30 protein-coding genes are annotated in these 26,289 nt (G+C 63.6%); 16 read left to right on the top strand and 14 right to left on the bottom strand.

The window, feature by feature from the left end; all coding sequences use genetic code 11:
* Positions 1-34: 34 nt before the first annotated feature.
* On the bottom strand, positions 35-658 hold the full coding sequence (locus CK227_RS03030) for a LysE family translocator (protein WP_095771502.1): 624 nt from the start codon (positions 656-658) through the stop codon (positions 35-37).
* 156 nt (positions 659-814) lie between these two features.
* Positions 815-937 carry a hypothetical protein gene (locus tag CK227_RS37785; protein ID WP_095771501.1) on the bottom strand — a complete coding sequence of 41 codons (123 nt, stop codon included), beginning with the start codon at positions 935-937 and terminating at the stop codon, positions 815-817.
* 239 nt (positions 938-1,176) lie between these two features.
* On the opposite strand from CK227_RS37785, the gene CK227_RS03020 reads away from it, so the two are divergent.
* The 4 genes from CK227_RS03020 (at position 1,177) to CK227_RS03005 (ending at position 5,736) form a co-directional block, all read left to right on the top strand.
* Positions 1,177-1,944, top strand: a complete 768-nt coding sequence (locus CK227_RS03020; protein ID WP_095771500.1) for a L,D-transpeptidase — start codon at positions 1,177-1,179, stop codon at positions 1,942-1,944.
* Positions 1,945-2,109: 165 nt separating this feature from the next.
* Positions 2,110-3,276 (top strand): diphosphate--fructose-6-phosphate 1-phosphotransferase, encoded by a 1,167-nt coding sequence (locus CK227_RS03015; RefSeq protein ID WP_095771499.1) that lies wholly within the window; start codon positions 2,110-2,112, stop codon positions 3,274-3,276.
* Positions 3,276-3,992, top strand: coding sequence for an MBL fold metallo-hydrolase (locus tag CK227_RS03010; RefSeq protein WP_095771498.1), 717 nt, complete (start codon positions 3,276-3,278; stop codon positions 3,990-3,992). The genes CK227_RS03015 and CK227_RS03010 overlap by 1 nt, the downstream gene beginning before the upstream one ends.
* A 199-nt stretch (positions 3,993-4,191) precedes the next feature.
* Positions 4,192-5,736: a DegQ family serine endoprotease gene (locus CK227_RS03005; RefSeq protein ID WP_095771497.1), complete on the top strand. Its 1,545-nt coding sequence runs from the start codon at positions 4,192-4,194 to the stop codon at positions 5,734-5,736.
* A gap of 75 nt (positions 5,737-5,811) precedes the next feature.
* Here CK227_RS03005 and coaA read toward each other — a convergent pair whose 3' ends face one another.
* From coaA to hisB, 8 genes are read right to left on the bottom strand one after another with little or no spacing between them, the layout of a single operon-like run.
* Positions 5,812-6,771, bottom strand: coding sequence for a type I pantothenate kinase (gene coaA / locus CK227_RS03000; protein WP_095771496.1), 960 nt, complete (start codon positions 6,769-6,771; stop codon positions 5,812-5,814).
* A 24-nt stretch (positions 6,772-6,795) separates the two neighbouring features.
* On the bottom strand, positions 6,796-7,119 hold the full coding sequence (locus CK227_RS02995) for a phosphoribosyl-ATP diphosphatase (protein ID WP_095771495.1): 324 nt from the start codon (positions 7,117-7,119) through the stop codon (positions 6,796-6,798).
* Positions 7,120-7,154: 35 nt separating this feature from the next.
* Positions 7,155-7,949 (bottom strand): imidazole glycerol phosphate synthase subunit HisF, encoded by a 795-nt coding sequence (gene hisF, locus CK227_RS02990; RefSeq protein ID WP_179296026.1) that lies wholly within the window; start codon positions 7,947-7,949, stop codon positions 7,155-7,157.
* Positions 7,946-8,782 carry an arginase family protein gene (locus tag CK227_RS02985; RefSeq protein ID WP_095771493.1) on the bottom strand — a complete coding sequence of 279 codons (837 nt, stop codon included), beginning with the start codon at positions 8,780-8,782 and terminating at the stop codon, positions 7,946-7,948. The genes hisF and CK227_RS02985 overlap by 4 nt, the downstream gene beginning before the upstream one ends.
* Complete coding sequence (hisA, locus tag CK227_RS02980; RefSeq protein ID WP_095771492.1) at positions 8,779-9,528, bottom strand: 1-(5-phosphoribosyl)-5-[(5-phosphoribosylamino)methylideneamino]imidazole-4-carboxamide isomerase; 750 nt, start codon at positions 9,526-9,528, stop codon at positions 8,779-8,781. The genes CK227_RS02985 and hisA overlap by 4 nt, the downstream gene beginning before the upstream one ends.
* Before the next feature lie 26 nt (positions 9,529-9,554).
* Entirely contained in the window at positions 9,555-10,205 is a 651-nt protein-coding gene (gene hisH / locus CK227_RS02975; RefSeq protein WP_095771491.1) for an imidazole glycerol phosphate synthase subunit HisH, read from the bottom strand.
* A gap of 1 nt (position 10,206) precedes the next feature.
* Complete coding sequence (locus CK227_RS02970) at positions 10,207-10,683, bottom strand: DUF2628 domain-containing protein (RefSeq protein ID WP_095771490.1); 477 nt, start codon at positions 10,681-10,683, stop codon at positions 10,207-10,209.
* A gap of 3 nt (positions 10,684-10,686) precedes the next feature.
* Positions 10,687-11,286, bottom strand: coding sequence for an imidazoleglycerol-phosphate dehydratase HisB (gene hisB, locus CK227_RS02965; protein WP_095771489.1), 600 nt, complete (start codon positions 11,284-11,286; stop codon positions 10,687-10,689).
* Positions 11,287-11,523: 237 nt separating this feature from the next.
* On the opposite strand from hisB, the gene hslV reads away from it, so the two are divergent.
* The 6 genes from hslV to CK227_RS02935 all read left to right on the top strand — a co-directional run bounded on the left by hslV (position 11,524) and on the right by CK227_RS02935 (position 16,827).
* Positions 11,524-12,075 (top strand): ATP-dependent protease subunit HslV, encoded by a 552-nt coding sequence (hslV, locus tag CK227_RS02960; RefSeq protein ID WP_095771488.1) that lies wholly within the window; start codon positions 11,524-11,526, stop codon positions 12,073-12,075.
* Entirely contained in the window at positions 12,065-12,580 is a 516-nt protein-coding gene (locus CK227_RS02955) for a GNAT family N-acetyltransferase (RefSeq protein WP_095771487.1), read from the top strand. Before hslV ends, CK227_RS02955 begins: the two co-directional genes overlap by 11 nt.
* On the top strand, positions 12,577-13,737 hold the full coding sequence (locus CK227_RS02950; RefSeq protein ID WP_179296373.1) for a hypothetical protein: 1,161 nt from the start codon (positions 12,577-12,579) through the stop codon (positions 13,735-13,737). Before CK227_RS02955 ends, CK227_RS02950 begins: the two co-directional genes overlap by 4 nt.
* Positions 13,738-13,786: 49 nt before the next feature.
* Entirely contained in the window at positions 13,787-14,386 is a 600-nt protein-coding gene (locus CK227_RS02945) for a DUF2585 domain-containing protein (protein WP_095771486.1), read from the top strand.
* A gap of 4 nt (positions 14,387-14,390) precedes the next feature.
* On the top strand, positions 14,391-15,701 hold the full coding sequence (hslU, locus tag CK227_RS02940; protein ID WP_095771485.1) for an ATP-dependent protease ATPase subunit HslU: 1,311 nt from the start codon (positions 14,391-14,393) through the stop codon (positions 15,699-15,701).
* A 166-nt stretch (positions 15,702-15,867) separates the two neighbouring features.
* Entirely contained in the window at positions 15,868-16,827 is a 960-nt protein-coding gene (locus CK227_RS02935) for a DUF1402 family protein (protein ID WP_095771484.1), read from the top strand.
* Positions 16,828-16,833: 6 nt separating this feature from the next.
* Here the strand turns inward: CK227_RS02935 and CK227_RS02930 are convergent, their stop codons facing one another.
* The 3 genes from CK227_RS02930 to CK227_RS02920 are packed head-to-tail and all read right to left on the bottom strand — an operon-like array spanning position 16,834 to position 19,508.
* Positions 16,834-18,072 (bottom strand): FAD-dependent oxidoreductase, encoded by a 1,239-nt coding sequence (locus tag CK227_RS02930; protein ID WP_179296372.1) that lies wholly within the window; start codon positions 18,070-18,072, stop codon positions 16,834-16,836.
* On the bottom strand, positions 18,069-18,383 hold the full coding sequence (locus CK227_RS02925) for a MocE family 2Fe-2S type ferredoxin (RefSeq protein ID WP_095771483.1): 315 nt from the start codon (positions 18,381-18,383) through the stop codon (positions 18,069-18,071). The genes CK227_RS02930 and CK227_RS02925 overlap by 4 nt, the downstream gene beginning before the upstream one ends.
* 33 nt (positions 18,384-18,416) lie before the next feature.
* Positions 18,417-19,508 carry a fatty acid desaturase family protein gene (locus CK227_RS02920; RefSeq protein ID WP_095771915.1) on the bottom strand — a complete coding sequence of 364 codons (1,092 nt, stop codon included), beginning with the start codon at positions 19,506-19,508 and terminating at the stop codon, positions 18,417-18,419.
* Between the two features lie 166 nt (positions 19,509-19,674).
* On the opposite strand from CK227_RS02920, the gene CK227_RS02915 reads away from it, so the two are divergent.
* The 6 genes from CK227_RS02915 (at position 19,675) to CK227_RS02890 (ending at position 25,842) form a co-directional block, all read left to right on the top strand.
* Complete coding sequence (locus CK227_RS02915; RefSeq protein ID WP_095771914.1) at positions 19,675-20,706, top strand: LacI family DNA-binding transcriptional regulator; 1,032 nt, start codon at positions 19,675-19,677, stop codon at positions 20,704-20,706.
* Positions 20,707-21,001: 295 nt separating this feature from the next.
* Complete coding sequence (locus CK227_RS02910) at positions 21,002-21,943, top strand: sugar ABC transporter substrate-binding protein (RefSeq protein ID WP_095771482.1); 942 nt, start codon at positions 21,002-21,004, stop codon at positions 21,941-21,943.
* Between the two features lie 103 nt (positions 21,944-22,046).
* Positions 22,047-23,123 (top strand): ABC transporter permease, encoded by a 1,077-nt coding sequence (locus CK227_RS02905; protein ID WP_095771481.1) that lies wholly within the window; start codon positions 22,047-22,049, stop codon positions 23,121-23,123.
* Positions 23,124-23,125: 2 nt separating this feature from the next.
* A complete protein-coding gene (locus CK227_RS02900) occupies positions 23,126-23,893 on the top strand; it encodes an ATP-binding cassette domain-containing protein (RefSeq protein ID WP_095771480.1) in 768 nt (255 codons plus the stop codon).
* Between the two features lie 121 nt (positions 23,894-24,014).
* Positions 24,015-25,010 carry an inositol 2-dehydrogenase gene (gene iolG / locus CK227_RS02895; protein ID WP_095771479.1) on the top strand — a complete coding sequence of 332 codons (996 nt, stop codon included), beginning with the start codon at positions 24,015-24,017 and terminating at the stop codon, positions 25,008-25,010.
* Positions 25,011-25,047: 37 nt separating this feature from the next.
* Entirely contained in the window at positions 25,048-25,842 is a 795-nt protein-coding gene (locus CK227_RS02890; protein WP_095771478.1) for an SDR family oxidoreductase, read from the top strand.
* Between the two features lie 240 nt (positions 25,843-26,082).
* Here CK227_RS02890 and CK227_RS37025 read toward each other — a convergent pair.
* Positions 26,083-26,289 (bottom strand): hypothetical protein (locus tag CK227_RS37025; protein WP_210421428.1); only part of this gene is annotated, 207 nt, incomplete at its 5' end.

Below are 26,289 nucleotides of genomic sequence, written 5' to 3'. Positions count from 1 at the left end.
CCCTCGGGGCCTCACCTGCGTCCCCGTCGGGACATCAATTACCCGAACGCATCGCCACCGTGGCGATGCCGGCGCCGACCAGCAGCGTGCCGCCGGTGCGGTTGAAGATGCGGATCGCCTTGGGATTGCGCACGACGTTTCGGGCGCGGGCCGCAATCAGCGCATAGCCGAAGGCATTGGCGAAGGCGAGCGCCAGGAAAGTCGTCTCGAAGATCAGCATCTGCGTCCAGAAATCGGCGTGCCGGTCGAGGAACTGCGGCAGGAAGGCGACGAAGAAAGTGATGCTTTTCGGGTTGAGCGCGGTGACCAGCCAGGCATGCGCCATCATCTTGGCCGAAGACACCGCGTCGGTGCGCGGCTCGGCTTTAAGCGCGCCGCCGGCGCGGAACAGTTTCACGCCGAGATAGATCAGATAGCCGGCGCCGATCAGCTTCAGCATGGTGAAGACGGTTGCCGAAGCGGCGAGCAGCGCGCCGATGCCGAGCATCGACAAGGTCATGGCGGTGAAATCGCCGAGCGCCACACCAACCGCCATCGGCAAAGCGGTGCGCCAGCCCTGGCCCAGCGCATAGGACACGACCAGCAGGATGGTCGGACCCGGAATGATGAGCAGGATGGTCGACGCGGCGGCGAAAGCGGCCCAGTTCTCGAAGGACATGTCTGTCTCCCTTGGGTTAAGGAGAAGGATAAATCCTCAGCCTAGGGGCAATGTAAAGAGGCCTGATTTTTGTTTTTACGAACATTCGGGCGGAAGACCGCCACGCACTTTCCCTGGAATTGCCGTGCTATCAATTGCGCCAAAGGCAGGTCGGCGTCAGTTCGCGCCGCCCAGCGTGCTCACGATATCGGCCAGGCTGACATCGGCGCCGAGAACCAAGGCCGCCGCGACAATGGCAGCGGCAACAAGCGTGATGTCGGTTTTTAGCGTCTTGCACATGCAGGCCCCTCGCTGACCGCCTGATGCGTAGGAAAGGCCGGCGCCGGGATTATGACCCGACCTGGGTCTTTTTATGTAGCAACGTCCGGTTGCCAGTTCATTCGGGACGGCCCGATGCCGCCATGCCAGGCGCAAATGCAGGCAGAGCAAGGCATTCACGCTTTATCAACCATGAATGAGGAAAATGCCCGCTATCCGGCCGGACCGTGCTTCCCGCCGACAGCGTAGGGTTTGGGTATATGCGTGAGTTGCCGCAAGGTCCGACGCCGCCACGAAACGGCGACGCAATCGAAACCGATCGTCATCTTTCCCGCCGCGCCGTCCTGTCCGGGGCAGGCGCGCTGGCGCTACTCGGTGCGGCCGGCTGCTCGACTTCCGGCGGTGGCATGCCGGCGCTCGAACTCGACAATACGGTCACCGGTTCCGTACCGCCGATGCGGCCGGCGATCAGCGTCGACAGGAACATCACCAGCCCCGACCTGATGTACGCCTCTTTGACGGACAATGGTTTCAACGTGCCTGAAGTGCCTTATCTCAAGGTCAAGCCGGAATTCCGCCGCCAGATTGTCGTCGACACGACCGGCGAGGCGCCCGGAACCATCGTCGTCCATCTCAAGGAGCGCATGCTCTATCTCGTCCAGCCGGGCGGCGACGCCATCCGCTACGGCGTCGGCATCGGCAAGGACGGCTTCCGCTGGTCCGGCCGCGCCAACATCCAGTATGGCCGGGAATGGCCGACGTGGACGCCGCCGCCGGAGATGATCCAGCGCAAGCCCGAACTGGTGAAGTGGCAGGGCGGCCAGCCCGGCGGCCTCACCAATCCGCTCGGCGCGCGCGCGCTCTACATCTACCAGGACGGCAGGGACACCGGCTACCGCATCCACGGCTCGCCCGAATGGTGGAGCATCGGCCAGGCAATGTCGTCGGGCTGCGTGCGCCTGATCAACCAGGACATCATCGACCTCTACAGCCGCGTTTCGAAGAAAAACCCGGTCGTCGTCATCTGATTGTTTGGGCGGCCTACGCTGCCGCTTCCATCTTCCTGTTCGAGCATGAACTTTTGCCGAAAACCCGTTTCCACTTTTCGGGATCATGCTCGCGACTCTCCCGTTGCGTGATGCGGCAAGACAGGCCAAGGTGCCTTGAAAACCATCGCTCGGGAGACGTCAGGAATGGCCGGAACTTTTGTCATCGCGCAAGGCGGCGGCCCGACCGCCGTCATCAACCAGACGGTGGTCGGCGCCACGCTGGAGATCCGCAAGCGGCATCCGGGCGCCAAGGTCCTGGGCTCCATCCATGGCGTGCGCGGCATTCGCGACGGCAATTATGTCGACCTTTCGGCCATCCCCGAGGATCGGCTGCGGCTGATCGCCGGAACGCCAAGCGCGGCACTCGGCTCGACGCGCGACAAACCGGATGCGGCCTATTGCGACGTCATCCTCAACGGCTTGAAGAAGGCCGGCGCCGACGCCTTCATCTATATCGGCGGCAACGACACGTCGGGCACACAGCAGATCCTGACCGACGCCGCCGGCGGCTCGATCGCTTTCGTCCATGCGCCGAAGACCATCGACAATGATCTGGAGGAGAACGACCATACGCCGGGATTCATCTCGGCGGCCGAGTTCGTCGCCGGCGCCTTCCTCTCCGTCGATCTCGATTTCCGCGCTTTGCCCGGCATCTATGTCGGCATCGTGATGGGCCGGCATGCCGGTTTTCTCACCGCAGCGGCGGCCGCCTGGCAGCTCGATCCCGACAGCGGCCCGCATCTGGTGTACGTGCCGGAGCGGCCATTCTCGGCCGCGGGCTTCATCGATGATGTGCGTGCCACGCTCGACCGCCACAAGCGCTGCATCGTCGCCGTGTCGGAAGGGGTGAGCACCGCCGACGGCAAGGCGCTGGTCGAAAGCCTGGTACCGCCGGACAAGCTGGAGCGCGACGCGCATGGCAACGTCAAATTGTCGGGCAGCGACCTGCCGGCAGCCCTCGAGCGCGCATTGGCCGAAGGCCTGCCGGGCAAGCGGGCCCGCGTCGACGCGCTCGGCTATATGCCGCGCGGCTACGTCGGCGCCATCAGCGCCGTCGACGCACAAGAGGCGTTCGATGCCGGCGCCTTCGCCGTGTCCGTCGCCGAACAGGGCGGCGGCTCCGTGGCGCTGCAATATGACGGCGCAAAGACCGTTCTGAAGAAGGTGCCGCTGAAGAACGTCGCCGGCAAGACCCGTCACATGCCTGACGATTTCATGAAGCCCGACGTCAACCGGTTGTCCGAGGCCGGCATGGCCTATCTCAAGCGGCTGGTGCCGGAAAAGTACAAGGTCGGGAAGCCTTTCGTTTAATGGAGTGGTTCAGCAAGAGCATTGTCGACGACAGGACGACGATGCTGACCGAGCCGTTCGTGCATGCCTATGTGCGCGCCAACATCTGGCATCTGCGAGGCCGCGACGCCGACCTCCTGGTCGACACCGGCATGGGTATCTGCCCGCTGGCGCCGCAGATCGAGACGCCGCAGGGCAAGCCGCTGCTGGTCGTCGCCACCCACATCCATCTCGACCATGTCGGCTCGCTGCATGAATTTCCGTGGCGGGCCGGGCCGAGGATGAGCGCCGCGCAGTTCGAGAGCATGGATGAGGCGGCGACCTATGCCTACATGTTCCATGATCTCGAAGGCGCCGTGTCGAAATTGCCGGCGCCAGGCTGGAAGGCCGCCGACTACAAGATCCCCTCGGCACCGCTGACGCGGACGCTTGACGAGGGCGACGTGGTCGATCTCGGCGACCGGCAATTCCGCGTGCTGCACCTGCCCGGGCATTCGCCGGATTCGATCGCCCTTTTCGACGAGGCCGACGGACTGTTCTTCAGCGGCGATGCCATCTACGACGACACGCTGATCGACTCGCTGCCGGATTCCGATCGGGCCGCCTATGCCAGCACCATGCAGCGCCTGCTCGACCTGCCGATCCGCATCGGCCATGGCGGCCACGGGCCGAGCTTCGACGGCAAGCGTATGCGCGAGATTGCGACCGACTATCTGCGCCGGCATGACGATCCGTAAGCGCTCCCCGAATTAAATCTTCGTAAGGTCGGCCAAAAACCCTAATTCGGGCCGATCGGCACCCTAGATACCTCGGTGTCGATCCGGCCGACCGCCATGTACGGCGAGACAGGCAAGCCCGGCCGTCGACACGCCGACGGGCGCTTCTCCCAAGAGCCACCCGCGGCGCCGGATCAACCCTCGCCCGGACAGAACGACCATGTCACCTCTTGGTATTCTTCGCAGACATCGCGTCGCCGCCCTGCTGGGCGCTGCGCTGATCATCTCCCCTGTCGTCGTCTCGTTTGCCCAAAGCGGCGACAACGCCGGCCTGAGCAACGCCGTTGCGACGACCCAGACCCCAATCGTGGGGATCAAGGCGCCGAACGGCTCGTTCGCGCCGGTCGTGGCCACCACCAAGCCGGCCGTAGTGACGGTCACAACGGTCATGAAGGCACAGGCTGAAACCATGGGCGAAACCTCGCCTTTCGACGGCGGTTCGCCTTTCGACGACTATTTCCGCCAGTTCTTCGGCAATCAGGGCGCCCCAATGCCCAAGACGCCGCCGCAGCAGGCACCGCGCCAGGAAGCCCTCGGTTCCGGCTTCATCGTCGGCACAGACGGCACCATCGTCACCAACAATCACGTCGTCGACGGCGCCTCTTCGATCAAGGTGACGCTCGACGACGGCACCGAACTTCCCGCCAAGCTTGTCGGCCGCGACGCCAAGAACGACCTTGCGGTGCTCGAGATCAAGGCCGACAAGCCGCTGCCGACCGTCAAATGGGGCGATTCCGACAAGCTGATGACCGGCGACCAGGTGCTGGCGATCGGCAACCCGTTCGGCATCGGCACCACGGTGACCGCCGGCATCGTTTCGGCACGCGGCCGTGACCTGCACAGCGGGCCGTTCGACGATTTCATCCAGATCGACGCGCCGATCAACCATGGCAATTCCGGTGGCCCGCTTGTGGATGTGAACGGCAACGTCGTCGGCATCAACACGGCGATCTATTCGCCCAATGGCGGCAGCGTCGGCGTCGGCTTCGCCATTCCGTCCGACCAGGCCCAGAAGGTGGTCGCCAAGCTGATGAAGGGCGGCAACATCGAATACGGCTATCTCGGCGTCGAGATCCAGCCGGTGACCCCGGACGTGGCTGCCGCCGTAGGGCTCGATCATGCAGGCGGCGCACTGGTCTCGCAGGTCAATGACGGCTCGCCGGCGGCCAAGGCCGGCATCGAAACCGGCGACGTCATCACCGGCTTCGCCGGCCAGGACGTGAAAGACCCCAAGGACCTGTCGCGGGCCGTCGCGGACGTCTCGCCGGGCGCCAAGGAAACGCTTGATGTCTGGCGCAAGGGCAAGGCCATGCAGATTTCCGTCAACGTCGGGCAAAACAGCGACGATGTGAAGACGGCATCGGCCGGTGACTCCGGCGCGCCGAACGCCGAGCAGGGCGCGCGCGCACCCGCGATCGGCCTCGGCCTGCTGGACATCACGCCCGACATTCGCCAGCAGCTGAACCTCGCCGACGACGAGCGCGGCGCGGTGGTCGCCAGCGTCAATCCCGACAAGGCGGCGGCCGCCGCCGGCGTCCAACCCGGCGATATCATCGTCGCCGTCAACCAGGCTCCGGTGAAGAGTGCCAGGCAGGTCACGCAGGCGATCGCGCAGGCGAGCAAATCGGGCCGCAAGTCGGTGCTGCTTTTGGTCGAACGCGACGGCAGCCAGATCTATGTCGCGGTGCCGTTCGCCAATGGCTGAGCCGCGATGCGGATGAAATGAATGCCGTGTGGCGGGGTTGTCGGTGACAGGCCCGCCACATTTCCTGGAACTGCTTTAAAGTTTGCGCAGCGCCACTTCCTCGACCAGATGGTCGGCGCCCTTGCGCAGGATGAGGTCGGCGCGGGCGCGGGTCGGCAGGATGTTCTCGCGCAAATTCTTCAGATTGATGTTGGACCACAGGCCTTCGGCGATGGCGCGCGCCGCTTCCTCCGAAAGCTGCGAGTAGCGGTGGAAGAAGGAGTCCGGATTGCGGAAGGCGGTCTCGCGCAGCCGCATGAAGCGCGAGATGTACCATTCGTGGATCAGCTTCTCGTCGGCATCGATATAGATGGCGAAGTCGAAAAAGTCGGACAGGAAGGGCACGATCTTGCCGTCCTGAGGCAACTTGCCCGGCTGCAGGACATTGATGCCTTCGAAGATCAGAATGTCGGGCCGGTCGATGGTGACGAACTCGCCGGGAATGACGTCATAGGTGAGGTGGGAATAGACCGGCGCGCGGACATCCGGCAGCGCCGATTTGATGCCCGAGAGGAAACGCAGCAGCGCGCCGACGTCGTAACTGTCGGGAAAGCCCTTGCGTTCCATCAGGTTCTCGCGGCGCAGCACCTCATTGGGCAGCAGGAAACCGTCGGTGGTGATGAGATCGACCTTGGGGCTCGACGGCCAGCGCGCCAGAAGCTCCTTCAGCACGCGTGCGGTGGTCGATTTGCCGACGGCGACGGAGCCCGCGATGCCGATGATGAACGGCGTCTTGACGATGTCGACGGCGTTGAAGAAGGCCTGGCGCTGCCGGAACAAGAGCTGGCTCGCCTCGACATGGGCGGACAGAAGCCGCGACAACGACAGATAGATACGCTTGACCTCCTCAAGGTCGACCGGATCGTTGAGCGAACGCAGGCGGCGGAACTCGTCCTCGCTCAGCGTCAGTGGCGTGTCGGCGCGGAATTGCGACCATTGCTCGGCCGAGAAGAAGCGAAAGGGGGAATATTTCTCGGTTGGCGCGAGCTGATCCATCGAGATTCCTGCCCTCCCTCGCGGTCAGCCCTTGGGCCGTGACGCCTTCTCGGCGATGCCCGAACGCCCGGTGCGGCTTTCGAGCTCCTTGAGCACGTCGCTCAGCGGAACACCCGAGAGGCCGAGGACGACGAGCCAATGATATATAAGATCGGCACTTTCGGAAACGAGCCCCTGTCTGTCGCCCTTGACGGCGGCAATCACCGTCTCGACCGCCTCCTCGCCGAGTTTCTGGGCGGCCTTGTCGATACCGCGCGCGAACAGTTTCGCTGTCCAGGAATCCGGGTCGCCGGAATGGGCGCGGTCCCTGATGGTTGTCTCCAGATCGGAGAACGAAAATTCAGCCATGGCGCCTGGGGCCCTTTTCTTAGCCGGAACAGCCTCTAGGGCCGATCGCCCGAGGAGTCCAGCCGCATCGGCAGCCCCGCGGCGGCCATATGCGCCTTGGCCTGGGCGATCGTGTAGGTGCCGAAATGGAAGATCGAGGCCGCCAGCACCGCGCCGGCATGGCCGTCGCGAATGCCTTCGACCAGGTGATCCAGCGTGCCAACGCCGCCCGAAGCGATGACCGGCGCGCGCACCGCATCAGCGATCGCACGTGTCAGCGCGATGTCGTAGCCGGCCTTGGTGCCGTCGCGGTCCATCGAGGTCAACAGGATCTCGCCAGCGCCTCGATCGACCATTTGACGCGCGAATTCGACCGCGTCGATGCCGGTCTTCTCGCGCCCGCCATGGGTGAAGATCTCCCAGCGGTCGGCCTCGCCGATACCGGACACTTTCTTGGCGTCGATGGCGACAACGATGCACTGGTTGCCGAACTTGTCGGCGGCTTCGGCGACGAAATCCGGGTTCTTCACCGCCGCCGTATTGATCGACACCTTGTCGGCGCCGGCCAGAAGCAGCTTCCTGATGTCGGCGACCTGGCGCACGCCGCCGCCGACAGTCAGCGGCATGAAGCACTGCTCGGCGGTGCGGGCGATGACATCGAAGATGGTTTCACGGTTGTCGGACGAGGCGGTGATGTCGAGAAAGCAGAGCTCGTCGGCACCGGCGGCGTCATAGGCCTTGGCCGCCTCGACCGGGTCGCCGGCATCGATGAGGTCGACGAAGTTGACGCCCTTGACGACGCGGCCGTCCTTGACGTCGAGGCATGGGATGACACGGGCTTTCAGCATCAGCGGCCCTCTATTGTGGCGATGAGATCGTTGAGCAGCTCGCCGACCAGCGGCGGGACGTCGCCCTGCGCGTCGAAGGCCGGATCGTAGGCGGAAATAGTGATGCCGACGACCGGAATGGCAAGGGCCATGGCGCAGGCCGCGTCGCGCAATTGTTCCGGGCTTGGCCCGCCTGAAATTGCGTAGCGGTTGGCCTGCAGCTCCTTGGGGTCGTGCACGTCGAGGTCGAGATGCATGTGCACGCTTTTGGCGCCTGCAGCCCTCAGTTTCGCGGTTGCCGGCCCCACGCCTGGACATTCGGTGCGGATCACCGGCAAGGTCTTGAGGAGCCCTTCCTCGGCCGGATCGAGATCGCGGGCATTGAGGAGCACGCAGCGCGAGGGATCGATCGGCTTGAAGCCGGGAATGGCTGATGCCATCGGGCGCCAGCACAGGCCAAGCACGGTCGCCAGCGCCATGCCGTCGAGAAAGCCGTAGACGGAGGTCTCGGGCGTGTTGAGGTCGCCATGCTGGTCGGCCCAGATGATCGCATCGGCGCCCGCGCCGGCGACCGCACCGGCCGATGTCAGGCAGTTTCCAGCGAGCACGATGGGGAACCGTCCCCTGTCGATGGCAATGCGGACCTCGCCAGAGACGGCGTTGCAGACGGCGAAACCGGTGGCGATCTCGCGTTCCTGGTCGTCACCGACCCTGCCGATATCCGCGACCGCGACCTCGTGGCCGGCAATGGTCAGGGCGTCGACCAGGCCGCCTGCGATCAGCGCGTCCGGGCCCTGGCCCATGCCGCCGTGATAGTGGCCGCTGTCATAGGAGGCCAGGATGAGGGTGATTTTCACGATTTCGCCTCCGCCGCGGGCCGGCCCTGCAGGATCGCCAGCGCCTCGGCCGGATCGATGCGGCCGTCATAGAGCGCGCGGCCGGAAATTGCGCCTTCGAGCTTCTGTGCATCGGGCATCGTCATGCGCACGATGTCGGCGATCGAGGCGAGGCCGCCCGAAGCGATGACCGGGATCGACACGGCCTCGGCGAGGTCGATGGTGGCGTCCCAGTTGATGCCGGTCAGCACGCCGTCGCGATCGATGTCGGTGTAGATGATGGCGGCCACACCGGCGCCCTCGAATTTCCTCGCCAGTTCGACGACGCCGAGGCTCGACGCCTCGGCCCAGCCCTCGACGGCCACCTTGCCGCCCTTCGCGTCGATGCCGACGGCGACCTTGCCCGGGAAAGCCTTGCAGGCCTGCCTGACCAGGTCGGGATCGCGCACCGCCACCGTGCCGAGGATGACGCGGGCCAGCCCCCGGTCGAGCCAGTCCTCGATCTGGGCCAGCGTGCGGATGCCGCCGCCGAGCTGCACCGGGTTCTTCGTCGCCTTGAGGATGGCGCCGACCGCCGCGCTGTTGACGCTCTGGCCCTGGAAGGCGCCGTTGAGGTCGACGACGTGCAGCCATTGGAAACCCTGGTCCTCGAAGGCTTTTGCCTGCGCGGCGGGATCATCGTTGTAGATGGTGGCGGTCGCCATATCGCCGTGCTTCAGGCGCACGCATTGGCCGTCCTTGAGGTCGATGGCAGGAAACAGGATCACGATTGAGGCACCTTCTCGCTCATGCTCTAGGGCCTCCAGCGCAGGAAATTGGTGATCAGCGCCAGGCCGAGCGCCTGGCTCTTCTCGGGATGGAACTGCGTGCCAACGAGATTGTCGCGGGCGACGGCCGCCGTCACCGGACCACCATAGTCGGCGACGGCCACAACCTCGTCCGGCTTTTTCGCGTCGAGATGGTAGGAATGGACGAAATAGGCGTGCAGCCCGGCTGGTCCGGTCGGGATGCCGGTAAACAGCGGGTGCTGGCGCCTGAGCTCGATCGTGTTCCAGCCGATCTGCGGGATCTTCAGCGCGGGATCAGTGGGTGTGATCTCCTTGACGTCGCCCGATATCCAGCCGAAGCCATGGGTGACGGTCTTTTCCAGGCCGCGCTCAGACATCAGCTGCATGCCGACGCAGATGCCGAGGAAGGGCCGGCCCTTGGCGATCGCGACGTCCTCGACCGCCTCCCACATGCCGTCGACGGCACGCAGGCCGGCCGCGCAGTCGGCATAGGCGCCGACGCCGGGCAGGACGATGCGGTCGGCGCTGCGCACCCGGTCGGCATCTGCCGTCAGGTCGATCTCGGCCGATATGCCGGCTTCGCGCGCGGCACGCTCGAAGGCCTTGGTGGCCGAGCGCAGATTGCCCGAGCCGTAGTCGATGATTGCTACCCGCATGTCAGTGCCGTCCCGGTATGTGGGTCAGGCCCAGCGCCATGCCCGGCTGCGCCGGGCGCGCCAGGGCGGCATCGGGGACGATGCGCGGCGGCGGCGTGATTTCCTCCGCGTGCCCCTCGACCTCCAGCGCATAGCGGATGTCGGCATCGTCGAGCCGGCCGGCCTGAACCACGCCCCATTCATGCCAGCCGCGCCGGCGAAGGGCCGCGATGCGCAACCCCTGCCCTTCCAGGCCGACATAGAACGAAACCAGGAGCGACAGCAGCGAACTTGCCAATCCAAGGCCAAGGTTTTCCCCTGCCATCGAAAGCAGGCCCATGACGACGAAGGCAAGTCCGGCCTCGATCCACAGCCGGTGCCAGGCGAGCCATAGCGGCGGTACCAGCAGGCCGAGCCAGGTGAAGCCGTCGCGGATCAAGGCCGTTGCATCGACCTTCTCGCTGCGGCCCGGCGGTTGCATCACAACATAGGTGGCCATGGCCTATCCCTTCAACGATCCCTTGGTGGAGGGAACCGCGTCCGGCTGGCGCGGGTCGGGCTCGAGTGCGGCACGCAGCGCACGCGCCACCGCCTTGAAGCAGGTCTCGGCGATGTGGTGGTTGTTGGCGCCGTAATGGTTGGTGACATGCAGCGTGATGCCGGCATTCTGGGCCAGCGCCTGGAAGAATTCCCGCACCAGCTCGGTGTCGAAGGTGCCGATCTTGGGCGACGAGAAAGATACGTTCCAGACCAGGAACGGCCGGCCGGACACGTCGATCGCCGCGCGCGTCAGCGTCTCGTCCATGGCAAGGTCGATCGAGGCATAGCGCATGATGCCGCGCCGCTCGCCCAGTGCCTTGGTCAAGGCCTGGCCGAGCGCGATGCCGGTGTCCTCGACCGTGTGGTGGTCGTCTATGTGCAGGTCGCCCTTGGCCGTCACCGTCATGTCGATCAGCGAATGGCGCGAAAGCTGGTCGAGCATATGGTCGAAGAAGCCGACGCCCGTGGCGATATCGGATTTGCCCGAACCGTCGACATGGACCGACACCGAGATGTCGGTTTCCTTGGTCTTGCGGCTGGCTTCGGCGGAACGGGGCGCCATGACCTTGTCCTTGTCTCAGGGTTTCAAAGCTCCGCGGACGAGCTTCGAACATTCACCGGCTTGAAAACGAAAGCCTTCTATCAGCATGATCCGGCGATTGCCAGTTGCCTCGGACAGAGGTATCGGCCTTGCCGGAGGGGCGATTTGCAATCATTGGTCCCATGCATACATATGGCCGATAAAATCACTCGTACCGCGCCAATCGCCTTTTGGGATCGCGCGAATCGGAGCCAATAAATGTCTGATAATCTGACCATGCACGCCACGACCATCGTGACGGTGCGCAAGGGCAACAAGGTGGTGATCGCCGGCGACGGCCAGGTCAGCCTTGGCCAGACCATCATGAAGGGCAATGCCCGCAAGGTCCGCCGCATCGGCAAGGGGGGCAATGTGATCGCCGGTTTCGCCGGCGCTACCGCCGATGCCTTCACGCTGCTGGAACGGCTGGAAGCCAAGCTCGAACAATATCCCGACCAGCTGACGCGCGCCTGCGTCGAGCTCGCCAAGGACTGGCGCACCGACCGCTATCTGCGCCGGCTGGAGGCGATGATGCTGGTGGCCGACAAGTCGGTCTCGCTGGCGCTGACCGGCACCGGCGACGTGCTCGAACCCGAACATGGCGTCATGGCCATCGGTTCGGGCGGCAATTACGCGCTGGCCGCAGCGCGGGCGCTGATGGACTCCGACAAGGATGCCGAAGAGATCGCCCGCAAGGCGATGCAGATCGCCTCCGACATCTGCGTCTACACCAACAACAACTTCGTCGTCGAAACGCTCGATGCCGCTTGAGCAGGCCGTGCTCTACGATTTTCGGCCGGTGACGGAAAAAGACCTGCCGATGATCGCCGGCTGGCTTGCCGAACCGCATGTCGCGGAATGGTGGAACGACCCCGAGACGGAAATCGCCGAGATTCGCGATCATATCGACTCGATTTCGGTCGAGCCGCTGATCGTCGAACTCGACGGCAAACCGATCGCCTATCTGCAGAGCTACGACCCGCATCTGGAAGACGACCACCCCTATGCCGACCAGCCGTTCGGCACGCTCGGCATCGACCTGTCGATCGGCCCGCCGGAACTGGTCGGCCTCGGTCACGGCTCGGCGATCGTGCGGCAATTCGTCGAGCAGCTGTTCGAGGAAGGCGTGCCGCGCGTCATCATCGACCCCGACCCGGGCAATGCTCGGGCCATCCGGGCCTATGAAAAGGCTGGCTTTGTTGCCTTTGACACCAGAACATCGGAGTTCGGCCCGGCGTTGATGATGGCGCGCGACGCGCCGCAGGAGCCCGATTGATCAGCGCCGAAACACTCGACAAAGCAGTCGCGAAAGGTTTGATCTCGCAGACCCTGCGGGATCAGTTGGAGGCCATGGAACGCGCGGGCGCTCTCGCCCCCGAGGCCGGGCGCGCCGATGACGAGGGTGACGAGGAAAACCTGCGGCTGGTCGGCGGCGGCAACGATCTGTTCGTCACCGTGGGAACCGTTCTGCTTAGCGCCGGCTTCTTCTTTGTCCTCACCACCTTGCTTCCAGGCCAGACATTCGGGATCGCTGGCATCCTCGCGGTTTTCGCCTGGGGGCTCGCCGAAATTGTCACGCGTCAGCACCGGATGAAATTATCGTCGTCCGTGCTTGCCCTGATTTTCATGGCCGCCATTCTGGTCACTCTGGCGCTACGGGTGGAGGCCAGCTTCGGCATACGCAAGCCGGAGACGATCTGGCAGCTATTGGCGTTGCGCCAGACGGCGTCCCGGGCCGGATATCTGTTCCTGGGCGGAGGAATAATTGCGGCGGCGATCTATTTCTGGCGCTTTCGCGTCCCCATCATTGCCGGGGCTATCGCCATCGCCTTCACACTGCTTGCCTTCCTGCAAACGGCGATAATCCTGTATGACAGCGTGACAACGGGCGCGATTGCGCCGCCACGCCTTGAGGATGTTCCCGAATTGCTCCGCGCGGCACTCTACATGCCGCTGGTCTGCGGCCTGATCGTGTTCGCGACGGGTGTAGCTTTTGACATTTACGACAGGGATCGACGCAAGATCTGGTCCGATTGCGCCTTCTGGCTGCATGTCGTCTCGGCGCCTATGCTGGTGCATCCGCTCTTTATCATGGCAACCGGGCAGAACGTCGTATTCGGACATATCGCGCCGGACGCCAATGCAACCATCATGCTGGCGGTCCTGATCCTCGGCTTCCTCTATGTCGCGCTCGCCATAGACCGCCGTTCGCTTCTGGTTCCTACATTGGCTTACTTCGGCTCGCTGGGTATCTATTATCTGGTGAATTCAGCCTCCGATTCGACGGGTATCCCGCCTTTTGCCTTGATCCTGGTCGTTGTCGGCGCGCTGATTATTCTTTTCGGGGCTGGCTGGCAGCGTATTCGGCGGATTGTCGTCAAACCCACTTTGCCGGCGGCCGTGATCCGCCGGCTACCGCCGCTGAAGGCGTGACGGGCTTTGTGATGGTCGAGACGGCGACGCGGAAGAGGGGCAATAGGGCATGATCGCATCCGTCGGGGACAAAGAGCTCTCGGCCTACGAAAACAGCTGGCGGATGGGGTTGCTGATCGTTGCCGGCCTGATCATCGTTCAGGCCGTGACGCTCTATTTGATGGGCCACCCGCCGATCTGCACCTGCGGCTATGTCAAACTGTGGCACGGCGTGGTGAACAGCTCCGAGAATTCCCAGCACATTTCCGACTGGTACACTTTCTCGCACATCATCCACGGCTTCCTGTTCTATGCCCTGGCGAGGTTCCTCTTTCCGCGTTCGCCGATCGGCTTGCGGCTGGCCTTCGCCGTCCTCATCGAGGGCGGCTGGGAATTGCTGGAGAACAGCCCGTTCATCATCGACCGCTACCGCGCCGGCACCATCTCGCTCGACTATTATGGCGACAGCATCATCAATTCGGTGTCCGACACACTGGCCATGGTGCTGGGATTTGTGATGGCGCGAAGGCTACCTATATGGGTGATCGTCAGCCTCGCCATCCTCTTCGAACTGGGTACCGGCTATCTTATCCGGGACAATCTGACACTCAACGTGATCATGCTGCTGCATCCGTTCGAGGCCATCAAGCAGTGGCAAAGTGGAATTTAGTGATATGAGCACATTCTCCCCCCGCGAAATCGTTTCGGAACTCGACCGCTTCATCATCGGCCAGAAGGACGCCAAACGCGCCGTGGCCATCGCCTTGCGCAACCGCTGGCGCCGCCAGCAGCTGGAAGGCCAGATGCGCGAAGAGGTGATGCCAAAGAACATCCTGATGATCGGCCCGACCGGCGTCGGCAAGACCGAGATCTCGCGCCGCCTGGCGCGCCTTGCCGGCGCGCCCTTCGTCAAGGTCGAGGCGACCAAGTTCACCGAGGTCGGCTATGTCGGCCGTGACGTCGAGCAGATCATCCGTGACCTCGTCGAGATCGCCATCGGGCTCGTCCGCGAAAAGATGCGCGAGGACGTCAAGGCGCGCGCCCACATCAATGCAGAGGAACGCGTTCTGGAAGCGCTGGTCGGCAAGACCGCCAGCCCGGCGACGCGCGACTCTTTCCGCAAGAAGCTGCGCGACGGCGAGCTTGACGACAAGGAAATCGAGATCGAAGTGGCCGACACCGGCAATGGCGGCATGCCCGGCTTCGAGATTCCCGGCATGCCGGGCGCCAATATCGGCGTACTGAACATCAACGACATGCTGTCGAAGGCGATGGGCGGCAAGAAGACCAAGCTGCGCAAGACGACGGTAAAGGAGTCCTACGATCTCCTGGTCAGCGACGAGTCCGACAAGCTGCTCGACCAGGACGAGGTGGTGCGCCGGGCGCTCGATGCCGCCGAAAACGACGGGATCGTCTTCCTCGACGAAATCGACAAAATCGCCGCCAGGTCCGACATTTCCGGCGGCCCTTCGCGCGAAGGCGTGCAGCGCGACCTGCTGCCGCTGGTCGAGGGCACCACGGTGGCGACCAAATACGGGCCGTTGAAGACGGATCACATCCTGTTCATCGCCTCGGGCGCGTTCCACGTCTCGAAGCCATCCGACCTGTTGCCGGAATTGCAGGGCCGCCTGCCGATTCGCGTAGAACTGCGGGCCTTGGAGAAGCAAGATTTCGTCCGCATCCTGACCGAGACGGAAGCGAGCCTGATCAAGCAATATATTGCGCTGATGAAGACCGAGGGTGTCGACCTGACCTTCACCGACGACGCCATCGATTCGCTGGCCGGCATTGCCGTCGACCTCAATGACAGCGTCGAGAACATCGGCGCCCGGCGGCTGCAGACGGTGATGGAGCGGGTGCTGGACGAAATTTCGTATGACGCGCCAGACCGCAACGGCACGTCGGTCACGATCGACGCCGCCTATGTGGAAAAGCATGTCGGCGACCTGTCGCGAAACACAGATTTGTCGCGATTCATCCTTTAAAGCACGGCACCGGTTGATCCGGCGCCGGTTCAGGCAGCCGGCAGAACAATCATGTGTGGCCAGATGGTACCATCTGGCCACCTTTCGACTTGCCGGGTGAAGGGGCTCTCGACTCGACCCAGAGCACTACCCTAGTTTGCGCGGCAATACCTCTAGGCGGCGGCGCATGAAAAAATTCATCCCAATCATTCTCGGCTTGATGCTGGCGGCGACGCTGTTGGCGGCTGAAGCAGCGACACTCGTGCCGCCGGGAAACCGCAATGCCGAGCAGCCCGACATTCCCGGCGCCTCGAGCCGACGCACGCAGGCGACCAACACCACCTTCCAGGCCAAATACCGCAAGGTCTATGCCTTGCTGCAGAACGACCCCGATCTGCGCGGCAAGATCAAGAAGGCTGCCGCCGCCTATGGCATCGATCCGATGCATATCGTCGGCGCCATCGTCGGCGAACACACCTACAATGTCGACGCCTACGACCGGCTGCAGACCTATTACGTCAAGGCGATCTCCTATCTCTCCAGCAAGCTGTCCTTCGCCTATGACGGCGAGGACATCACCGATTTCGTGCAGCGGCCGGAATTCAAGAAATGCGCAGGGATGTCGGACAGCTACGACCTCTGGGAATGCCGCGAGCAGGTGTGGAACCATGCGTTTCGCGGCAAGAACGTCGGCGGCGAGGACTTTCCCGACGACCGATTCGGCGCCACCTTCTTCCAGCCCTATTATGCCGGCCAGACTTTTGGGCTCGGCCAGCTCAACCCGCTGACCGCACTGCAGATGAGCGATCTCGTGCACAAGGTGTCAGGCCTGCCGAAGCTCGATGTCGGCGATCCCAATTCGGTCTACAAGACCATCATGGATCCGGACCTGACGCTGCCTTATGTCGCCGCGACGATCAGGAAATCGATCGATGCCTATAAGAGCATTGCCGGCTTCGACATTTCGGGCAATCCGGGTCTGACCGCGACACTCTACAATGTCGGCAATCCAGAGCAGCGCGCCGAAGCGCTGAAAGCGGAAAACGGCAGGCGTCGCGCCGCAGGCGAGCCGGAAAAACTGCCTGAGGAGAATTATTACGGCTGGCTGGTCAACGACAAGCTGCCGGAACTGAAGGCGCTGTTCTAGATCGTTTCACGCCGCCAGCAGCGACTTCAGCTTGACGGCCTGTGATCCCAGTGCTTCCGGTGCCGGGCTGGCGCGCTTGCCGATCAGCATTTCGGCCAGCCGGATGTCGCGGGCGACCGCATTGCCTGGGCCGATGCCGCTGGCCGCCACGAGCCTGCCGTCCTCATCCAGATGGAACAGGATGAAGGCGCCTTCACCGAGATCGCGTCGCACCGTGCCGCTGCCTTCGTCCGAAAGCCCTGCGATCTGCAAGGTGAGCCCATACTGATCCGACCAGAACCACGGCACAGCCGCATGCGCCTCGCCGGCGCCGAGCATATTCCTTGCCGCCAGCGCACCTTGCTCCTGCGCATTGCGCCAGGCTTCGAGCCGCACACGGCGGCCGCCGTAGACTGCAAGCGGGAACGAACAGCAGTCGCCGGCAGCGAAGATGTCGGGATCACTGCTGCGCAGTTCGGCATCGACCGCAATGCCGTTGTCGATGGTCAGGCCGGCTTCGGCTGCGAGCCCGGTCACCGGCACCGCGCCGATGCCGATAATGACGAGGTCGGCTGATATTTCGCGCCCGCCGGCGAGCGTCACGCGCACCTCCTTGCCGTCGTCGGCGATGGAGGCGATGCCATCGCCGCACAGTATGTCGACGCCTTCGGCGATGTGCGCCTGATGGATGATTTCGGCGATCTCGGCCGGCACGCCGCGCATCAGGATGCGCGGCTGCGCCTCGATGACGGTGACCGCAGCGCCGAGCTTGCGGGCCGCCGCGGCGAGTTCGAGGCCAATGAAGCCGCCGCCGACAATGGTGATACGGTTGCCGGCGCTGAGATGGGCGCGAATGGCCAGCGCATCGGCGAAGGTTCTGAGATACACGCAGCGCCCGCCAAGGCCCGGCATCGGCAGTTTGCGCGGGGCCGAGCCGGTGGCCAGCAGGAGCTTGTCGTAGGGCAGTACCGAACCGTTGAACAGGCGCACCCTATGCGCCACACGATCGATCGCCACGGCCTGGACGGAATGGGTATGCCGGATCGACTTCTCGGCCAGCACCGCGTCGCTGGCGATCGCCTTGATTTCGGGCGCATCGCTGGCCATCGCCTCCTTGGACAGAGGCGGGCGCTCGTAGGGCAGATGCGGTTCGTCGCCGACCAGCGTCACCGGCCCCTCATAACCGAGATTGCGCAGCGTGAGCGCTGCCCGGCCGCCGCATTCGCCGGCGCCGATGATGACCATTCCCCGCGCCATCTCCATCATCCGACCTGAACGAGGACTTTGCCGGCGTCGACCTTGACCGGATAGGTTTTCAGGTTGACGCAAACCGGGGCGCCCCTGGCCGCGCCGGTCTTGTAATTGAAGCGGCCATTGTGCTTGGGGCATTCGATGATGTCGTCCATCACCAGACCGTCGGCGAGGTGTACCTTCTCATGCGTGCAAAGCCCGTCCGTGGCGAAATATTCGTCGTCTGGGCTGCGATAGATGGCGAAGGTGCGCCCGCCATGATCGAAGCGCATCACATCCTCTTCATCGATGTCGTCGGCAGCACAGGCCTCGACCCAGTCGCTCATTCGGTCCTCCCCGTAAAAATGGATTCGCCGTGATCATTCCGCTGCGGCGGCGACGGCATCGCTGTGGAATTCCTCGCGGTACGGCCGGGCGGTCGGCGGCAGTTCACGCTTGAGGAAATAGTCCTCGTTGCGCAACTGGCGCAGGAAGGCCGGGATCATCTCGCGGTAGCCGGCCAGGATCGACGGTGTCGGCGCCGGCAGATCGTGCTTGATCAGCGCATGCAGCTTCGGCAGCGCATGGTAGGGCACCATCGGGAACATGTGATGCTCCACATGATAGTTCATGTTCCAGTAGATGAAGCGGCTGATCGGGTTCATGTAGACGGTACGGCTGTTCAGCCGGTGATCGATGACATTGTCGGCCAGGCCGCCATGCTGCAGCAGACCGACCATGACGTGATGCCAGGCGCCATAGAGCCTGGGCAGGCCGACCAGCATCAAAGGCAGGAACGAGCCGGAATAGACCGCCAAGCCGATGGTTGCGGCATAGATCGCCGTCCAGATGCGGGCGATGCGGATCGCCTTGCCCTGTTCCTGCTCGGGAATGAAGGTCTTTTCGGCGGCGCTGATGTTGCCGGCGGCGTTGCGCAGCATGTCCGACATCGCATGCCAGGCGTCGAGGACACCGACAAAGCCGAGGAGCGCGCGCACCAGGTCCGGCGGCCGCATGACCGAGATTTCGGGGTCGCGGCCGACGATGATGGTGTCGGTGTGGTGGCGCGTGTGGCTCCAGCGCCAGGTCACCGGATTGCGCATGATCATGAAGCAGGCGATCTGATAGATCGCATCATTCATCCACTGCGTCCGGAACGCCGTGCCGTGCCCGCATTCGTGCCAGCGGGAATCCGTCGATGAACCGTAGAGGACGCCATAGACGAAGAAGAACGGCACGCACCACCAACTGCCCCAGAACCAGGCGCCGCCGGCGCCGCTGGCGATGAGCGCGGCGAGCCAGATCGCAGTGTCGCGGATCGCCGGCCCGTCGGAGCGCTGCATCAGTTCCTTCATCTGCTTGCGGGGCACGTCGGTGTGATACCACTCGGCCGCCGACAGTCCGTTTTCCACGGCGAGTTTGGCGTCGCGGCCGATCAGGCTGTAGTCCCGCCGGGACGGCGCAGTGGTCATGATTGCCTCCTCGGCAAGGCACTCGTCCAAGCGAATGCCGGTTGCCCATATACCTTCCAGCCTGAAAATACCGTTTGCTCGTGATAGACTCAATCTCACAAAGATAGTTTCTATCATTTCCTATCAGAATGATGTATCAATGCTCGGCAGTCAAACGAGGACGATCATGGCGAAACGGCCGACTATATCCGATCTGGCGCGCATCTCCGGCGTCAGCGTCGCCACGGTGGACCGCGTACTCAACAATCGCCTGCCGGTGCGCGAGGAGACCGCGCGGCGCGTCTATGAGACCGCGACCGAGATCGGCTACCATGCGGCCGGCCTGATCAAGCAGCGGATGCGCCATGAACTGCCGGAGTACCGGCTCGGCTTCCTGCTTTTGCGAGGCAACGATGTCTTCTACGGCGATTTCGCAGCGGAGCTCGAACTGGCGGTGTCACAGTCGCAGAGGTTCCGCGGCGCCGCAACCATCGACTTCGCCAGTTCCCTGGTCCCCGACGAGATCGCCGCCCAGATGCGCAAGCTGGCGGCGAAATCGAGGGCCATCGCCGTTGTCGGCCCGGACCACCCGACCCTGACGGCGGCCGTCGAGGCGTTGAAGGCGCGGGGACAACCGGTCTTCTCGCTGCTGTCCGACTTTGCCGCCGGTATCCGCGAGGGCTATGTCGGCCTCGACAACCGCAAGGTCGGTCGTACCGCGGCCTGGATGATCGCCAAAGCAGCGCGGCAGCCCGGCAAAGTCGCCCTCTTCGTCGGCAGCCATCGCTTCCATGGCCACGAATTGCGCGAGATCGGCTTCCGCTCTTTCTTTCGCGAGCATGCACCCGACTTCAGCGTGCTGGAAACGCTGGTCAACCTGGAAGCGAACCAGGTAACCCATGATGCGATGATCGATCTTCTGGCGCGCTATCCGGATCTTGCCGGCTGCTACGTCGCGGGCGGCGGCATGGAAGGCGCGGTCTCGGCGCTGCGGGCAGCAAGGCCCGTAAATATGCCGGTGGTGGTCTGCAACGAGATCAACGCCGAGTCGCGCGCGGCACTCGCCGACAACATCCTCACCATGGTGATCTCGACGCCGCTGGCCGCTCTGTGCCGCGAGTTGGTCGATCGGATGGTGCATGCCATCGAAACCGGCGCGGCCAACGCGCCTGGCCAGACCTTCCTGCCCTTCGACATCTATCTGCCGGAAAATATCTGAGCTTTCCCGGGCGGGAGCAACCGCCAGAATGATAGAATCCATCAGAGCGATCCGAAAATCCGGCGGCAGGCCGCGGAATCGCCCTTGACGTTCCGCTGGAATGGAATAAATATTTCACCCACTGTACATTTTGGTTCTTTCGTTCCGGAACGTCTGTTTCAGACAGAGGGTTGGGTTCCAGCCCAAGCAGAGAATGCCCACGGAGCGAAGCGATATCAGGGAGAGATTCCCCGGGGAGATCGGGGATTCCGGATAAATCGGTGCAACCGGACACCAAAAGTGGAGGAGAGATACAATGAAGAAACTGCTTTTGGGCGTCGCTTTCGCGGCGCTGATGAGTTCATCGGCTTTTGCCGCCAAGATCGGCGTATCGATGGCCAAGTTCGACGACAACTTCCTCACCGTGCTGCGCAATGGGATGATCGCCCAGGCCAAGGGCATGAGCGGCGTCGAGTTGCAGGTCGAAGACGCACAGAACGACGTTGCCAAGCAGCTCGACCAGATCAAGAACTTCGCCGCTTCGGGCGTCGACGCGATCATCGTCAACCCGGTCGACACCTCGGCCACACAGGCGATGTCGGATGCTGCCGCCGCCGCCAAGATTCCGCTGGTCTATGTCAACCGCGAGCCGGTCAATGTGAACTCGCTGCCCGACAACCAGGCCTTCGTCGCCTCGAACGAAGCCGATTCCGGCACGCTCGAGACCAAGGAAGTCTGCCGTCTGTTCAAGGAAGCCGGCAAGAAGGAAGCCAATGTCTATGTGATCATGGGCGAGCTTTCCAACCAGGCTGCCGTGCAGCGCACCAAGGACATTGAAGAGGTGATCGCGACGCCGGACTGCAGCTTCATCAAGATCATCGACAAGCAGACCTCGAACTGGGATCGCGACCAAGCGCAGAACCTGATGACCAACTGGCTGTCGACCGGCAAGAAGTTCGACGGCGTCATCGCCAACAATGACGAAAGCGCCATCGGCGCCATCCAGGCGATGAAGGCCGCCAACATCGACATGAAGGCGGTTGTCGTCGGCGGCGTCGACGCCACGCAGGATGCGCTTGCCGCCATGCAGGCCGGCGACCTCGACGCAACCGTGTTCCAGGACGCGGCCGGCCAGGGCGCGGGCGCGCTGGATGCGGCGCTGAAACTGTCCAAGGGCGAGAAGGTCGAGCACAAGGTCTATGTGCCGTTCCAGCTTGTGACCCCGGCGAACATCGACAAGTTCCTGAAGAAGAACTGAGCCGCGGATATCGAGAGCGGCGCTGCTCAGGCAGCGCCGCTCCCCCTTCCCTCGGCGCCTGAAGGCGCTCGAGGCGCGACCGTGGCTGACGGAGGATAGAAGATTGGCACAGACATCTCATGGCGTCGGAGGGCTCACCTACGATGCGAAGAAGCGCACATGGCCGGCCGAATTCAATGTCTTCCTGGCGCTCGTCATTCTCGTCGTCATCTTCGAACTGATCGGCCGCATCTTTCTCGGCGACAGTTTCCTGTTCAACACCCGCAGCGACGTCTCGGGGATCTTCAACGAGGCACGCCTGCAGATCATCATCCTGCAGGTGTCGATCGTCGGCATCATCGCCATCGGCGTGACGCAGGTGATCATTTGCGGCGGCATCGACCTGTCTTCCGGTTCGATCGTCGGCGCGACCGCGATGATCGCCATGAGTTTCGCCCAGGTGGCGACGGTCAACGGCAATCCCAACCCCAAGGCGATGTTTCTGGCGCAAGGCTGGACCGACCTGCCCGTCATCGTGCCGCTGCTGGTGGCGATCGGCTGCGGCCTGCTCGCCGGTCTGGTCAACGGTGCCTTGATCGCCTACACGCGCATACCACCGTTCATCGCCACGCTCGGCATGATGGTGACCGCGCGCGGCATCGCCAAATGGTGGTCGAAGGGCCAGCCGATCTCGTTTCCCACCGACAGTTTCGCGGCGATCGGCAAGGGCCTGATGCCCGTCATCATCTTCCTGTCGCTGGCCGTGCTGTTCCAGCTCATCATGACCTACACGCGCTACGGCAAGCATTGTTACGCAATTGGCTCCAATGAGGATGCCGCACGCATGTCCGGCATCAAGATCGCCAACCACAAGATCCTGGTCTATGTCATCGCCGGCATTCTCGCCTCGCTCGCCGCCGTGGTGCTCTGCTCCAAGAACCTCACCGCCCAGGCCGGCATGGGCGTGATGTACGAACTCGACGCCATCGCCATGGCGGTCATCGGCGGCGTCTCGCTGTCGGGCGGCCGCGGCTCGATCATCGGCACGGTGATCGGCTCGCTGATCTTCGGCGTCATCATCTCCGGCTTCACCTTCCTGCGCCTCGACGCCTACTACCAAGAGATGGTCAAGGGCGTGATCATCGTCGGTGCGGTCGTTCTCGACCAGTGGCGCCAACGCCTGCGGGCATTGAGGGCTTGACCATGTCAGACATCGTTCTGAAGACCGAAAACCTGACCAAGCGCTATGGCGGCGTGCATGCGCTGGAAGGCGCCAACTTCGAGCTGCGCAAGGGCGAGCATGTCGCCATCATGGGTGACAACGGCGCCGGCAAATCGACCTTCGTGCGCCAGATCACCGCTGTCGAGCAACGTACCAGCGGCCAGATCTGGTTCGACGGCAAGGAGGTGAATTTCACCGGCCCGATCGCGGCGCGCGAGGCCGGCATCGAGACGGTGTTCCAGAACCTGGCGCTGGCCGACGATCTCGACGTGCCGTCGAACCTTTTCCTCGGTCGCGAAAAGGTCCTGTTCAATCTCGGACCTTTCTCGATCCTCGACCGCAAATACATGCGCAAGGCGACCGAAGCGGCGCTGGTGCGCACCGCGGTGAAGATCCCCAACCTTTCCAACACCATCCGCCACATGTCCGGCGGCCAGCGCCAGTGCGTGGCGATCGCCCGGACCGCGACCTTCGCCTCCAAGCTGATCATCATGGACGAGCCGACCGCCGCACTCGGCGTGCAGGAGACGGCGCAGGTCGAAAACATCATCCGCACGCTGAAGGACAATGGCGAGCCGCTGATCCTGATCAGCCACAATATGCGCCAGGTGTTCGACCTGTGCGACCGCATCGTGGTGTTCCGGCGCGGCCGCATCGTCGCCAATCTGCGCAAGGAAAACACGGACGGCCAGGACATCGTGTCCTACATCACCGGCGCCAAGACCGGGGAGGCGGAACTCGCGGCCTAGGCGGGAGGGGTCACCCGCTTCCGGGACGATCTGCCGCGCCAGGAAAATACCCCAGCCACCTTTCCCTGACGGGAAGGTGCGGACACAACTCTCTCGAACCCATCCCTCAGAGGAAATATCCATGACTGTTCGTTTCGCCCTCCTCGGTGCCGGCCGCATCGGCAAGGTCCACGCCCGCGCTGTCGGCTCCAACCCCGATGCAAAACTGGTGGCGGTGGCCGATGCCTTCGAGAAGGCGGCAAAAGAGCTGGCGAGTGCCTATGGCGCCGAGGTGCGCACCATCGACGCCATCGAGAAATCCAAGGATATCGACGCCGTCGTCATCTGCACGCCGACCGACACCCATGCCGATCTGATCGAGCGTTTCGCCAAGGCCGGCAAGGCGATCTTCTGCGAGAAGCCGATCGACCTGAACGTCAAGCGCGTCGAGAAATGCCTGGCCGTGGTCGAGAGGGCCAACGCGACGCTGATGGTCGGCTTCAACCGCCGCTTCGATCCCCACTTCGCCGCCGTGCGCAAGGCAATCGACGACGGCGCCATCGGCACGGTCGAGATGGTCACCATCACCTCGCGCGATCCGGGTGCGCCGCCGATCGACTACATCAAGCGCTCGGGCGGCATTTTCCGCGACATGACCATCCATGATTTCGACATGGCGCGCTTCCTGCTCGGCGAGGAGCCGGTGGCGGTCTCCGCGCACGCTTCGGTGCTGGTCGACAAGAAGATTGGCGAGGCCGGGGATTTCGATAGCGTCAGCGTCATCCTGGAGACGGCTTCCGGCAAGCAAGCCGTGATCTCCAATTCGCGCCGCGCCACCTATGGCTACGACCAGCGCATCGAGGTGCATGGTTCGAAAGGCATGATCGCGGCGGAAAACCAGCGGCCGGTTTCGATCGAACTGGCCAATGAGAAGGGCTATACGCGCCCGCCGCTGCACGACTTCTTCATGACCCGCTATCTCGACGCCTATGCCATCGAGATTGCCTCGTTCATCGCCGCCGCGACGTCCGGCAAGAAGGCGGCGCCGAGCGGCGCCGACGGCCTCGTGGCGCTGAAGCTGGCGGATGCGGCGCTGAAGTCGGCAACGACAGGCAAGACCGTTCGTCTCGACAAGTAAGAACCGGAAATCGGACCCAAGCCACAGGAGCAAAGCGATGAGCGCATCCGCCGATCGCAATTCACAGACACGCGCCATCGTTACCGGCGGGGCGCAAGGCATCGGCTTCGCCGTCGCCGAAGCGCTGGCCGACGAAGGCTGCCGGGCATTGGCGCTCGTCGGCCGGTCGCAGGAGAAGGGGGACAAGGCCGTCGCCCACTTCAAAAAGGCCGGCGTCGACGCGATCTTCATCAGCGCCGACGTTTCGAAGGTGGCGGACTGCAAGCGCGCGGTGGCGACCGCGCTCGCGCATTTCGGCACGCTGAACGCGCTGGTCAACGCCGCCGCCACCTCGGCGCGCGGCTCACTGGTCGAAACCACGGAAGAGCTTTTCGACCAGATCTTCGAAACCAATGTGCGCGGACCCTTCTTCCTGATGCAGGGGCTGGTCGCGCATCTCTTGGAGCGCAAGGCCCCGGGCTCGATCGTCAACGTGCTGTCGATGTCGGCGCATACCGGCCAGTCCTTCCTGACGCCCTATTCGACCAGCAAGGGCGCGCTGATGACGCTGACCAAGAACGTCGCCAATGCCTATCGCTTCAACCGCATCCGCTGCAACGCCGTGCTGCCCGGCTGGATGGATACCGAGGGCGAAGACATCGTGCAGAAGAAATGGCACGACGCCCCGGACGACTGGCTGGCGAAAGCCGAGGCCGCGCAGCCAATGGGCCAGTTGGTCAAGCCGGACCAGCTTGCGCGGCTGATCAGCTACATGGTCAGCCCGCAATCGGGCGTCATGACCGGGTCGTTGGTCGACTACGACCAGAGTGTTGCGGGGTCGTCGCCGGAGTAGCAGCGAGCTGAGCAAACGGTCCTCACTTCGTCATCCACGGGCGGAGCAAGGAGCGAAGCGACGCGGCGCATACCCCTGGAGCTGCTCCGCAGCCCAAGGGATCCATGCCGGGACTCCTGAGCGCCGCCACGGTGCAGAATTCTGCTCAGCTGCGCTCCACGGCAGAGGTAACGGAATGGATCCCAGGGTCTCCGCGACGGAGCTTCGCTCCTGCTTCGCCCTAGGATTGTTTGAGAAGGATCAGGTAGTCTGGCGGCCGGGACTGCGGCCCATCACAGCCGGCAGTCCCGGCGGCAGGCGACCGTCCCTGGGATCGGGCAAGCACCCGACGTCATCATGGTCCCTGCCGTCTTTGTCCGCCATCGCTTGGAGAGTTGATTGGCCGCTGGCTCGCGCCACGCCCGCAAACAATCCGAAGCCCTTTAAGGATACCACCAGCATGGCCTT

The sequence above is a fragment of the Mesorhizobium sp. WSM4308 genome (genome assembly GCF_002294905.1).
GTDB lineage: Bacteria > Pseudomonadota > Alphaproteobacteria > Rhizobiales > Rhizobiaceae > Mesorhizobium.
Note: the sequence above shows the minus strand (reverse complement) of the source record. Positions and strands in the feature narration are given on the sequence as shown.

Excerpts from the sequence above, each read along its gene's own strand:
- CK227_RS03030 (WP_095771502.1), bottom strand. The coding sequence starts at position 658 with ATGTCCTTCGAGAACTGGGCCGCTTTCGCCGCCGCGTCGACCATCCTG.
- CK227_RS37785 (WP_095771501.1), bottom strand. The coding sequence starts at position 937 with ATGTGCAAGACGCTAAAAACCGACATCACGCTTGTTGCCGCTGCCATT.
- CK227_RS03020 (WP_095771500.1), top strand. The coding sequence starts at position 1,177 with ATGCGTGAGTTGCCGCAAGGTCCGACGCCGCCACGAAACGGCGACGCA.
- CK227_RS03015 (WP_095771499.1), top strand. The coding sequence starts at position 2,110 with ATGGCCGGAACTTTTGTCATCGCGCAAGGCGGCGGCCCGACCGCCGTC.
- CK227_RS03010 (WP_095771498.1), top strand. The coding sequence starts at position 3,276 with ATGGAGTGGTTCAGCAAGAGCATTGTCGACGACAGGACGACGATGCTG.
- CK227_RS03005 (WP_095771497.1), top strand. The coding sequence starts at position 4,192 with ATGTCACCTCTTGGTATTCTTCGCAGACATCGCGTCGCCGCCCTGCTG.
- coaA (WP_095771496.1), bottom strand. The coding sequence starts at position 6,771 with ATGGATCAGCTCGCGCCAACCGAGAAATATTCCCCCTTTCGCTTCTTC.
- CK227_RS02995 (WP_095771495.1), bottom strand. The coding sequence starts at position 7,119 with ATGGCTGAATTTTCGTTCTCCGATCTGGAGACAACCATCAGGGACCGC.
- hisH (WP_095771491.1), bottom strand. The coding sequence starts at position 10,205 with ATGCGGGTAGCAATCATCGACTACGGCTCGGGCAATCTGCGCTCGGCC.
- CK227_RS02970 (WP_095771490.1), bottom strand. The coding sequence starts at position 10,683 with ATGGCCACCTATGTTGTGATGCAACCGCCGGGCCGCAGCGAGAAGGTC.
- hisB (WP_095771489.1), bottom strand. The coding sequence starts at position 11,286 with ATGGCGCCCCGTTCCGCCGAAGCCAGCCGCAAGACCAAGGAAACCGAC.
- hslV (WP_095771488.1), top strand. The coding sequence starts at position 11,524 with ATGTCTGATAATCTGACCATGCACGCCACGACCATCGTGACGGTGCGC.
- CK227_RS02955 (WP_095771487.1), top strand. The coding sequence starts at position 12,065 with ATGCCGCTTGAGCAGGCCGTGCTCTACGATTTTCGGCCGGTGACGGAA.
- CK227_RS02945 (WP_095771486.1), top strand. The coding sequence starts at position 13,787 with ATGATCGCATCCGTCGGGGACAAAGAGCTCTCGGCCTACGAAAACAGC.
- hslU (WP_095771485.1), top strand. The coding sequence starts at position 14,391 with ATGAGCACATTCTCCCCCCGCGAAATCGTTTCGGAACTCGACCGCTTC.
- CK227_RS02935 (WP_095771484.1), top strand. The coding sequence starts at position 15,868 with ATGAAAAAATTCATCCCAATCATTCTCGGCTTGATGCTGGCGGCGACG.
- CK227_RS02930 (WP_179296372.1), bottom strand. The coding sequence starts at position 18,072 with ATGATGGAGATGGCGCGGGGAATGGTCATCATCGGCGCCGGCGAATGC.
- CK227_RS02925 (WP_095771483.1), bottom strand. The coding sequence starts at position 18,383 with ATGAGCGACTGGGTCGAGGCCTGTGCTGCCGACGACATCGATGAAGAG.
- CK227_RS02920 (WP_095771915.1), bottom strand. The coding sequence starts at position 19,508 with ATGACCACTGCGCCGTCCCGGCGGGACTACAGCCTGATCGGCCGCGAC.
- CK227_RS02915 (WP_095771914.1), top strand. The coding sequence starts at position 19,675 with ATGGCGAAACGGCCGACTATATCCGATCTGGCGCGCATCTCCGGCGTC.
- CK227_RS02910 (WP_095771482.1), top strand. The coding sequence starts at position 21,002 with ATGAAGAAACTGCTTTTGGGCGTCGCTTTCGCGGCGCTGATGAGTTCA.
- CK227_RS02900 (WP_095771480.1), top strand. The coding sequence starts at position 23,126 with ATGTCAGACATCGTTCTGAAGACCGAAAACCTGACCAAGCGCTATGGC.
- iolG (WP_095771479.1), top strand. The coding sequence starts at position 24,015 with ATGACTGTTCGTTTCGCCCTCCTCGGTGCCGGCCGCATCGGCAAGGTC.
- CK227_RS02890 (WP_095771478.1), top strand. The coding sequence starts at position 25,048 with ATGAGCGCATCCGCCGATCGCAATTCACAGACACGCGCCATCGTTACC.